This window comes from Agathobaculum sp. LCP25S3_E8, assembly GCF_052117165.1.
GTDB lineage: Bacteria > Bacillota > Clostridia > Oscillospirales > Butyricicoccaceae > Agathobaculum.
In genome coordinates this window covers 1-9,465 of the sequence record NZ_JBQKJR010000081.1, presented here as the reverse complement: position 1 = coordinate 9,465, position 9,465 = coordinate 1, and the positions used below count along the sequence as shown (strand labels likewise).

Here is a 9,465-nt window from a genome sequence, read left to right as displayed (position 1 = left end):
GCCGCAGTTTTCCTGCGTTCCGCTACGCTCCACTTCGGAAAACTGCGCTGTATTACCATGCTTTTCAGATTTTGGGTGTTTCCAGACTGCACATTTCTTGACATTTCCACTGGATATGGTCAAGCGGTACTGCAAGCCCACGGACAGTTCATGGAATATCCACGAAAAATAGATATAGAGACAGCACAAAGAAAAATCATCAGCGGGACACAGCATATCTGCCAGGAGGTTGAGAGAAATGAGTAAACGTAGCATTTCAAAGGTGAGTCGGATTCTTTCTGTCTATTACTTACTGCTTCAATGCGAAGAAGTGTCCTGGCAGGAGTTTGCCCCCCTGTCTCACTGTAAAAAGACTATACAGCGAGACATTGCACTGATTTGTCAAGCAGGTGCGGTCAGTGTTCGCTTTGATCGAGTTAGAAAAGCCTATGTGATGGAGGATAAGACATTGAAGGCGCCTGTATGTGTGGAAAACAAGGCACAGGCAAGGCAGATTCAAAAATTGCACCGTTTGCTTCGTGCACTACAGGAAATGCCAGAGGAGGATTGCGACCTCTGGTATCGAAGTGCCTTCCCTAAAGTGTCCAACCGCACTATGCAGCGGGATTTTGCAGAGCTGAACAAGCTGGACTTTGAAATTCGCTATGAACGGGATCTTTTGGTGCTGGGGTATGACAGCGGGGAAGAGCACCCACCTGGACGGTATCTGTCAGACAGACCGGACTGCTTCTCGTTGAGTACCATGCAGGAACTATAATGACATTATTTTGGATTTATAACATATCCCGGCAGAACAATCTACACCTCTGCCGGGATATGTTATAATCTTCTGTTTTTTAATCGCTCAGGGGAAGTTTCAAAAATCAAAGCATATATCCAGTGTGTCCGTTCTGGATAGAAGGAACAATTTTTGCCTTCAACGCCTCGCTTATCGGCAATTTCTTTAACATTTCTGCATTTTCAGTGTGAATGGGGATAATTTGCTTTGTTGGATTGACTTCTGTGATAATATCAGCAATCAATTCTGCTGTGGCGTGACCACTGGTGTGCTTACAAACAGCGTGGTATTTGTGGCAAAATGCAGCCAGTTGGGGGTTATATGCTGAGCGTTTCGGGTCAAGATACCCCTCCCACATAGAGTAGAGCAGAACCGGGTTGCAATCCTGAAACTTTTTCAACCATACTTCATATCCCTCCCGCTCTTTTATAATACAAAGAAAACCAAATTTCCGCATATAGTCTTCTTGTGTTCCGCGAAATCCATTTTTATTCAGCTCTTTACCAAACTGAATGGGCCACACAGTACTAAAGCGGTAAAAATCATCCTCCACACCCGCTGTTTCCGAAAAGGTCTTGAGCTGAGAAACAACATAGTGGTTAGCAAACATTTTTATTCTGTTTGCCTTTGCAGCATGATAAAAGCTGGCCAGTGTGTCCAGATTTGTGGAAGAGCAGAGCAGGAAAATGTGACGGCGTTTTTTGAAAAATATGGTAGCCCAGCTTTGAAGCTCTTGTTCGGTAAAAATGCGTTCGTTCATTCGACTGAGCATAGTACCCTCGATGATAAGGGTGTCTATTTTTCTTTGTCCATTCTGACATATCCGCTTACGAATGGTAGTAAGCGGATCTCCAGCTTTATTTTGCATGGAATGACCGTGTCCACGGAAATCTCCGGTATGCAAAATGGTTGTGTCGTCGGTTTCAATCAGGAACATGAATGCCTCATAGGCGGAGTGGTCGACACGATATGGTGTGACCCGAATGTCGTGTGTGACAGTCACACTGACCCCATCCTGTAGTTCATGGAGTGTTTCTCCATGCAGAAGTGCCGCCATATTCTGATGATCCAGGGTTTGGTGAATATTCAACAGGATTTTCTTGGCGATACTGCCCAGATAGAGCGGGACATTGGGCAGAATGCGGTGCATTCTGCCCACATGGTCGCCGTGATAATGGGTGAAGAACACTCCATCAAAACAGGGCGTTCCTCTGGAAAGTCCTTCAATCTCAATCGGCTCATGCTCACTGCCTGGCAGATTTTCTCCAAAATCAATGGCAATTCTGCTGTGCGCTGTTTCGATGACAACCACGTTCCCGCCAATCTGGTCTGCGTGATAGGTAGTGATTTTTGTCATTCCGTGTCTCCCTGCGAATCTTGTGAAAAGAGTGGCACAAGAATATGGTTGTAACAAACAGATTCCTTCAGATCCTTCAGCACAGGGCAATCAATATTCTTGATAATCCATTTAAATGTGATATCTTGAATATCTGCCGTATTAGCACCGGACGGGGAAATGTAGATGATTTTAATGTCCTTTTCCCAGTCCTCTGGATTTGTGTTCTGAAGGATACACGCAATGGTGTGGAGATATTTTTCAGTTCCATGAATATAGTTTTTCTTTTGATATGCGTGCGTGTCTTCCACAAGTCTATCTCGAACGACCTCTGTACAGACAGCTTTACGGTGTATGCTGTTTTTTGTCAGCTTCTTACTGAGATAGCTCTTCAAAATGGTATAGGGATGTTCCTTTTCTGGCATGTATTTGATCTTTAGGATTCTACAGAGTAGATGCAACAAGTCGGTGCCCTTTTTAGGGTTATCTTTATCAATCCACTTTCTATATGTTTCAATTTGCGCTGATTCAAGGCTTCCCTGCGTGGTTTTCAGTTCCACAAACAGTACATTTTCCTTCGTCATTACCACATAGTCTACCTTTTTTCCACGGTTGTTATCTTCTAGTATTTCATTTCCTTTTGCGTATCCGATGGACATCTCTTTTGTAATCAGCGTTGCTTTCTGTCCTGTTGCAGCCTCGATGATCGCCGGAATATACGGAGTCAGGAGCATATCAAGAATAACCTCTGCCTTGATGTTGGGTGTGTAAAAATCCTGAATTGTGTGTGCTACAACCAGATTTTCAAAAGCAGACAGTTCTTTCAGTTTGCCCATGCTATGAACTCCTTTCACTTCTCGCAGTAAGAATTTTCTATTTTATTATACCGTTTTACTCGACAAGATACAAGAAATTTCACTATGACAAACTGTATGTCCATGTGTGTGATTTCTGTGTGTTATACTATCTGCATAAACAATATGCCAAGCAATCAGAACGGAGGGTTTTATATGTGGGATTTGTTAGGGCTGTGTTTGATTATTGCAGTATTTGCTTTCATTTTTTGCTACAATGGGTGGCTGAAAGAACACTACGGTGTCTCGGCGTTTACACCAGGTCGTATGATTGTAGGGACAGTAGATACATTCATTTGGATACTGCTGTTTGATGCAGATTCTGTGTGGGAAGCACTTCCTGGCATAGCAGTGGCTGGGATTATTTTACTGCTCTTACTGGGTGTCAATTATCAGCAGGTGAAAAACAGACGACAGGCAGTCATTATGACGCTATGGCATCTGGTGTGCGGTTTGGCGATCATTATGGTTTGGTATGAATGTGGACGGAACAGAAAGAAACGGAAGTGAAGATATTTTCTGCCAACATACCACAAAACATTACTATTTTCACTTTGATATACTCATATATCAATACGACATACAGTTGTCTGTTTGTTAAAATGAGTTATGCTATACTTCTATTCGCACGAAAAACGAATTAAACATGGAGGGAATACTATGAAAGAGAATATGGAAGTTTTAATCATCAATCACGGCAAAACGACCAAAGTGTTGTTGGAAAATTATCCCGACCTTTATCAGCGTATCCAAAGGGTGGAAAAATATTACAATGTGGACATCGTTGCCTGTACCTATCAACCAGCGGCAGGAAATCTTCTTACAATGAAGTACCAGCGTGCAGTGCAGAGCGTAGCGTTGCAGCCAAAGGCCAAAAATTGTTGTAAATCACCGACAGGCGATGGACATCATACATTGCATCGCAAGGTATCCTGAACTTGCACATCTTGTAACCACACAAAAACTCCCGTCTGGTTTCCACGATGGAACCAGACGGGAGTTTCGTATGCACCCGAAATCCGTCAGCTAACAGATGATAAGTCATTTACTTCCTTATCACTGTTAAACCAACGGTTTCGGGGTTTTTTCGCATCCAATTTTGACTGCGCAAAAAAAGATATCTTTTCAGGCATCCCCCCCATTGGTGAGGACTTGAACTAAATTCCGGCAGTTGTTCCCCCCGTTTTCCGCCGTTGTTTTCAGAATTATTCCGCTCACAGCAAAAAATATTTTGTTAAATTTTTGTGAACAAAGTGGTTTGTACTAAAATGTGGTACAAACCACTTCCCTGGCACATCATGGCCGTCACTCTTTTTGGAGTGGCGACCTTTTTTGTTTTCCGGCATATAAACTATGTACCAATAGGTTACCGCTCATTGGAGGGAACATTCATGGATCGAGAACCGTATTTTAAGGAACTTTGCATCGCACTTGCGCGAGAAGGATTCACCCTGCAGTCGGAGCAGGACGGCCTTCTCCCAGTGAACTGGAACAACCTTCCGCTTTGCAGAGTCACAGATGCAGGAGGAATTCGCTACTGGCAGGAGAATGTAGCAGCGCCAGATCGAGAACAGGCCCTTGGACGGGCTACGCATTTGGCTGGCATGGTGCGAGAGTACATGACCTTATTGGAACAGGCTCCTCCCTTGCAGGCTCAGAGCTTGACTGGCAACTACTATCTGCTGGCTGACTTCAACGGAACCGTGCTGGCAGCTCATCCCACCCGGCTTGGCATCCATTTCGTTACTTGGGACTGGAACTTCGATCACACAGCTCTCAACCAAGGAAAATACTTTCAGGCAGACTATGAAGATGCCAAGCAGAATTTCGCCATTCGCTCTGGCCTCATTCCTGAGCAGAAAATTTTTGATCAGGAGCAGTTGATTGAAATTTACCAGTGCTGCTCCGACACCCTGGATGCTGGATTGGATTTGACCTACGAACAGGAACAGCGTATCAAAAGCGTTCAGGAGCAGATCTTGAACGGAACACCCAATGTTCAGGAGCACATCACCGAACAGGGGCAGCATACCATAGCTCCTCAAAGTCAGGAGCTGACAATGTAATACACTGAGCGCCGGAGTTTTAGAAGTAAGACTCCGGCGCTTTTCCATTTCACCGAAAGGAGAAAATTGCCTATGACACGCTATTTTATGAGAGATACTCCGCTGTATCAGATGGAGCAGATGATGATGACACCACCTAATTTCAGGCCAAGAGGTCATGGTCTGCATCCGTCCAGATTTCACTACCAGGCCAAAGATGTGGAATGCCGGTACTGCACCAACCATGAACAGGACCGCCTCTGCCCCCTGTGCGAATGCATTTGCTTGAGGGATCGAATCGACGCAGGCACGATCAGTCTTGCAGAGATACTCCAAGACTGTCTTTGCGGCAAGCTGAAGATGAGGCTTTGGAGACGGCTCACAGCGGAAATATTCTCTTATCCGCTGCAATTCTTCCGCACCGAAAAACACCGTAGCCGTTGGATGCAGTGGAAAGAACGATATCACCAACTGTCTCGGAAAAATCAGGCAGCGTTGTTCCTTCTGACGGCTTACGATGATATCTGGTTCAGAGTGATCTGGAAGATCAGCGATGATGGCTTTGATTTTGGTTCTGTCCATTTGGCCGGCATCCAATCGGAAGTGTACAGTGTTTATCAGGCGGCCAAGGCCATCTCCACCGGCAGCCACAATATCACTCTTGCCGATCTCGCCTCCCCCGAATTGGTCACAGATGAGGCGTTCCGACTGATTATCTGCGCTCTGCTTCTGGCCAAGTATGGGGATGCGATTTTGCATTTTGAAAGAAAGGAAGGTGAAGAAACACAATGACAACCGCAGTTCTAAGCAATGCCGATCACCCAGAATTCGGTGTCGTGACAATCCCACTCCCTATCCCCAGAGAACAGTACGACCACTGCGTTTCAATGCTGGAAGCATTGGAGATCGGCGATGCCTCAGCAGCTGACTGTCGTTTGGATGATCTGTGGGATGCATAGCCGGTATTGAACTGTCTGCAAGGCATGAAAGTCAACCTGGATGAGCTGGACTACCTTGTAAAACGCCTGGATGGCTTTGATGTGAAAGAAATCTCGCAGTTTCAGGCAATGGCTGAAAAGCTCAATCTCACAAGCATGAAAGACCTCATCAATCTGAGCTTCAGCTGCCAGCAGGTAACTGTAATTTCGGATTTTTCTGACCTGGCGGCAGTTGGTCGTGACCACTACATGAACATCCACGGCGGATGTGCCCGCACAGAAGAACTGGAGCAGCTGGACGGAGAGGAAACCGCCATCCTGCTGATTGAGAGCAACGAGGGAATCATCACCCGATATGGAGTGGTCTACGACAACGGCATGCAGCTTTCGCAACTCTATGACGGAAAACATCTGCCCTGCTATCACTACGAAGCTGATATGACTGCCGTTGGGCTATGCTCTCAGAAGGAGCCGGAGGACAGTAAAAATGTCACCTGGATCTACCTCCCTGCATCCCATGGGCAAATTGAGCGTGCCATGCAGCGTTCCGGCATTATCGATCCAAAGGATATGCGTCTCTGGATAGCCGACAGCTCATTTCCAGAAGAAGTGGATGTAGCATTGGACTTCCGGTGCGATAACATCTACGAACTCAATGAGCTGGCACTGGTTGCGTGTAAGCTCTCTCGTGATGACTGCATCAAACTGGGGGCTGCTGTGAGCATGGCCCGACCGGAAGATGCCAGCCAGATACGCCGCTTGGCAGAAAACCTTGACTTGTTTGAATTCGCCCCCGGCGCACATACCCCTGCAGAATACGGAAAATACATGATCCAGAAATCCGGCCATTTTGAGTATGACTCCAATCTGGATGATTTCTATGACTACGAGCGGTATGGACGGCAACACATGGATTTTGAGGCGGGCTTATTTACCAGTCGAGGCTACATTGCCTATGTTGGCACGATAAGTTTGGAGGAATTGATGGCGGATGATCCTGCGGAAGCCTATCGGCGAGAGCAGGACTTTCAAATGGGAGGTCTTTCCTGATGCCCCGCACAACCGACCTGCTTCAAGTAAAGCTGGTGGCGCACACTCTCCTCGATGTGCAGATCCAAGAAACAGCTCTCTCCCCGGCAATCGTCAGCCACCCCTTCACAAACTCTGGGATCTCTGCACTTCGGAATGAGGATGGGAGTCTCTCCATGGTCGACCTGATCAACAATTTGGATGACTGCACAAGGTGGCGCAGAAAGGTTGGGGAACAGATCGACAGTGCCGAAAATGTCCATCAGATCTTCGTACTGCTCAACCCGCCTTATTATCTGACTTTTATTAAGTTTACCGCCTCTGCTCTCTCGGAGCAGGATTTGGGACAGCTCTTATACACCGCCTGGACCCAGGGGGAGTGCCCCAATCAGGACTGCAATGTGAGCAAACGAGAACTGGTGGCCATGTTCCGATCCGTACCGCCGGAGTCCCTGATGGATGAGGAGGAGCGAGCCGCACACCAGGCATTGGAGGATACGGTGACGGTCTACCGGGGTGTTACCCACTATAACGCCAAAAATATCAGGGCGCTGTCCTGGACACTGGACCGGAAAACGGCGGACTGGTTCGCCCACCGCTTCGGTGAGGAGGGAACGGTATATGAGGCACAGATTCGGAAGGAGCATATCCTGGCCCTGTTCACCGGCAGGAGCGAAAGCGAGGTTACCCCGAAGCGGTGACCATGCTGTTGGGGGGCGAAGCGGGTACCATCTACCCATCCGCTGCTGAGCGGGTGGAGGAGCCGCCCAAGCCTTTTGTTCTGCCGCCGATCCATTCCGATATGCGTAGGGTCTATGCCTATCTGGTCAAGCACCGAAACATTGACCGAAGTGTGGTAACCCACTTCGCCAGGGAAAAGCTTCTGTACGAAGATGCCGAATACCACAATGCAGTATTTGTAGGCACAGACGAAGAAGGCATCCCACGCCACGCCCACAAGCGGAGTACCAACAGCTACGGCAAAGCCTTCCGGCTCAATGTGGAGGGTTGTGATCCCCATTACAGCTTTCACCATATAGGCACAGACGAGAGCCTCTATGTATTCGAGGCGCCCATTGATATGCTCTCCTACATCACGCTCTGTCCAGAGGATTGGCAGCGCCACAGCTATGTAGCCTGCTGTGGCACCTCTATCCTGCCGGTAATGAAGATGCTGGAGAGAATGCCGCAGATCCACACCGTGCTGCTCTGTCTGGGCAACGACGAGGCTGGCCGCTTGGCCAACCAGCGCATGAAGGCCCAGCTGGAAGCGAACTACACGGTAGAACGGCTCGTTCCGGAGAACAAGGATTGGAACGATGACCTGACCGCCATTAGAGAACAGGAATGCGAGGTGAAGGTATCATGCCAGAGTTTTGGGTAACCATGTTCAAACAGCTCGGAGAATCAAAAGCGGCGCTCTTGATTCTGGCCGGCGCTGGAATGTTTCTTGTCATTGGAGGCCTTGCGGCCCTGTCCCATTGCTACACCCTGAGCGGCATCAAGTCCAGGACAGTGGGCGATGGCCAGCACGGCACCGCAAGATGGGCCACTGCAAAGGAGATCAAGCGGACCTATGCCCATGTCCCGTTCAGGGTCAGGGAGTGGCGCAGCGGCCACAACCGCCCCGCAGAGCAGGGGCTGGTGCTGGGATGCAAAGGGAAAAAGGGGGAACTCACCGCTCTGGTGGACAGCGACGATATCCATTGTCTCATGATCGGTGCGTCTGGTATCGGCAAGACCGCTTTCTTTCTGTATCCCAACCTGGAATATGCCTGTGCCAGCGGCATGAGCTGGCTGGCGCTGGACAGCAAAGGCGACCTCGCCCGCAATTACGGAACCATTGCCAAGGAGTGCTATGGGTACAATGTCTCCGTTATCGACCTGCGAAACCCCACCCGCTCGGATGGTAATAATCTGCTGACGCTGGTCAACCGATACATGGACATCGCCCGTAAAGAACCGAGGAATCTGGCAGCTCGTGCCAAGGCAGAAAAATACGCCAAGATCCTGTCCAAGACCATCGTCAACCCGGACGGCGATGAGAGCAATCGTGGCCAGAACGCCTTCTTCTACGATGCCGCCGAAGGTCTGCTCACCTCGGTCATCCTGATGCTGGCCGAGTTTCTTCCTCCTGACAAGGACCATCCCCAGGAGCGCCGCCATATCGTCTCCGTATTCAAGCTGGTGCAGGATCTGCTGGAGCCAAGCGGCATCAAAGGCAAGAGCCACTTCCAGCACCTGATGGGGAAATTACCACCGAACCATAAAGCGCGGTGGTTTGCCGGTGCTGCACTCAACAGCGCAGAGCAGGCCATGGCGTCCGTCATGTCCACGGTACTGTCCCGGCTGAATGCCTTTCTGGACAGTGAGCTTGGAGTGATACAATAAAACCGCACACCCAAGGTGGTATAATGAAGAACAGAAAGGGTGTTGAAGATGGGACAGAAATACAGTGCAGAATACAAGGCAGACGTGCTGAAAT

The 9,465-nt window shown here is 48.6% G+C and carries 11 protein-coding genes and 1 pseudogene; 10 read left to right on the top strand and 2 right to left on the bottom strand.

Annotated elements, in window-relative coordinates:
* Together ACTQ34_RS16585 and ACTQ34_RS16580 are read left to right on the top strand one after the other, a co-directional pair.
* Window positions 1–246: hypothetical protein (locus tag ACTQ34_RS16585; RefSeq protein ID WP_441364750.1), on the top strand; the 246-nt coding region annotated here is incomplete at its 5' end.
* On the top strand, window positions 239–757 hold the full coding sequence (locus ACTQ34_RS16580) for a hypothetical protein (RefSeq protein ID WP_441147664.1): 519 nt from the start codon (window positions 239–241) through the stop codon (window positions 755–757). The genes ACTQ34_RS16585 and ACTQ34_RS16580, both read left to right, overlap by 8 nt.
* Window positions 758–863: 106 nt before the next feature.
* Here the strand turns inward: ACTQ34_RS16580 and ACTQ34_RS16575 are convergent, their stop codons facing one another.
* Window positions 864–2,135: an MBL fold metallo-hydrolase gene (locus ACTQ34_RS16575; protein ID WP_441147665.1), complete on the bottom strand. Its 1,272-nt coding sequence runs from the start codon at window positions 2,133–2,135 to the stop codon at window positions 864–866.
* A complete protein-coding gene (locus ACTQ34_RS16570) occupies window positions 2,132–2,950 on the bottom strand; it encodes a hypothetical protein (protein ID WP_441364749.1) in 819 nt (272 codons plus the stop codon). The genes ACTQ34_RS16575 and ACTQ34_RS16570 overlap by 4 nt, the downstream gene beginning before the upstream one ends.
* Before the next feature lie 174 nt (window positions 2,951–3,124).
* Here ACTQ34_RS16570 and ACTQ34_RS16565 point away from each other — a divergent pair, with 174 nt between their 5' ends.
* From ACTQ34_RS16565 to ACTQ34_RS16530, 8 genes and pseudogenes are all read left to right on the top strand, one after another.
* Window positions 3,125–3,478, top strand: a complete 354-nt coding sequence (locus tag ACTQ34_RS16565) for a hypothetical protein (protein ID WP_087242477.1) — start codon at window positions 3,125–3,127, stop codon at window positions 3,476–3,478.
* A gap of 150 nt (window positions 3,479–3,628) precedes the next feature.
* Window positions 3,629–3,904 (top strand): hypothetical protein, encoded by a 276-nt coding sequence (locus ACTQ34_RS16560; protein ID WP_441364748.1) that lies wholly within the window; start codon window positions 3,629–3,631, stop codon window positions 3,902–3,904.
* 455 nt (window positions 3,905–4,359) lie between these two features.
* Window positions 4,360–5,034 (top strand): hypothetical protein, encoded by a 675-nt coding sequence (locus tag ACTQ34_RS16555; protein WP_441364747.1) that lies wholly within the window; start codon window positions 4,360–4,362, stop codon window positions 5,032–5,034.
* A 72-nt stretch (window positions 5,035–5,106) separates the two neighbouring features.
* Window positions 5,107–5,805, top strand: coding sequence for a hypothetical protein (locus ACTQ34_RS16550; RefSeq protein WP_441364746.1), 699 nt, complete (start codon window positions 5,107–5,109; stop codon window positions 5,803–5,805).
* Between the two features lie 173 nt (window positions 5,806–5,978).
* Window positions 5,979–7,001, top strand: coding sequence for an antirestriction protein ArdA (locus ACTQ34_RS16545; protein WP_441364745.1), 1,023 nt, complete (start codon window positions 5,979–5,981; stop codon window positions 6,999–7,001).
* The gene (locus tag ACTQ34_RS16540; RefSeq protein ID WP_441364744.1) at window positions 7,001–7,681 is read left to right on the top strand and encodes a hypothetical protein; all 681 of its coding nucleotides are present in this window, start codon (window positions 7,001–7,003) and stop codon (window positions 7,679–7,681) included. Before ACTQ34_RS16545 ends, ACTQ34_RS16540 begins: the two co-directional genes overlap by 1 nt.
* A 2-nt stretch (window positions 7,682–7,683) precedes the next feature.
* Entirely contained in the window at window positions 7,684–8,364 is a 681-nt protein-coding gene (locus ACTQ34_RS16535) for a DUF3991 and toprim domain-containing protein (protein ID WP_441364743.1), read from the top strand.
* 2 nt (window positions 8,365–8,366) lie between these two features.
* Window positions 8,367–9,356, top strand: a pseudogene (locus tag ACTQ34_RS16530) (type IV secretory system conjugative DNA transfer family protein); the annotation flags it as partial.
* Between the last annotated feature and the right edge of the window lie 109 nt (window positions 9,357–9,465).

Excerpts from the sequence above, each read along its gene's own strand:
- ACTQ34_RS16555 (WP_441364747.1), top strand. The coding sequence starts at position 4,360 with ATGGATCGAGAACCGTATTTTAAGGAACTTTGCATCGCACTTGCGCGA.
- ACTQ34_RS16540 (WP_441364744.1), top strand. The coding sequence starts at position 7,001 with ATGCCCCGCACAACCGACCTGCTTCAAGTAAAGCTGGTGGCGCACACT.
- ACTQ34_RS16535 (WP_441364743.1), top strand. The coding sequence starts at position 7,684 with ATGCTGTTGGGGGGCGAAGCGGGTACCATCTACCCATCCGCTGCTGAG.
- ACTQ34_RS16570 (WP_441364749.1), bottom strand. The coding sequence starts at position 2,950 with ATGGGCAAACTGAAAGAACTGTCTGCTTTTGAAAATCTGGTTGTAGCA.
- ACTQ34_RS16580 (WP_441147664.1), top strand. The coding sequence starts at position 239 with ATGAGTAAACGTAGCATTTCAAAGGTGAGTCGGATTCTTTCTGTCTAT.
- ACTQ34_RS16575 (WP_441147665.1), bottom strand. The coding sequence starts at position 2,135 with ATGACAAAAATCACTACCTATCACGCAGACCAGATTGGCGGGAACGTG.
- ACTQ34_RS16550 (WP_441364746.1), top strand. The coding sequence starts at position 5,107 with ATGACACGCTATTTTATGAGAGATACTCCGCTGTATCAGATGGAGCAG.
- ACTQ34_RS16560 (WP_441364748.1), top strand. The coding sequence starts at position 3,629 with ATGAAAGAGAATATGGAAGTTTTAATCATCAATCACGGCAAAACGACC.
- ACTQ34_RS16565 (WP_087242477.1), top strand. The coding sequence starts at position 3,125 with ATGTGGGATTTGTTAGGGCTGTGTTTGATTATTGCAGTATTTGCTTTC.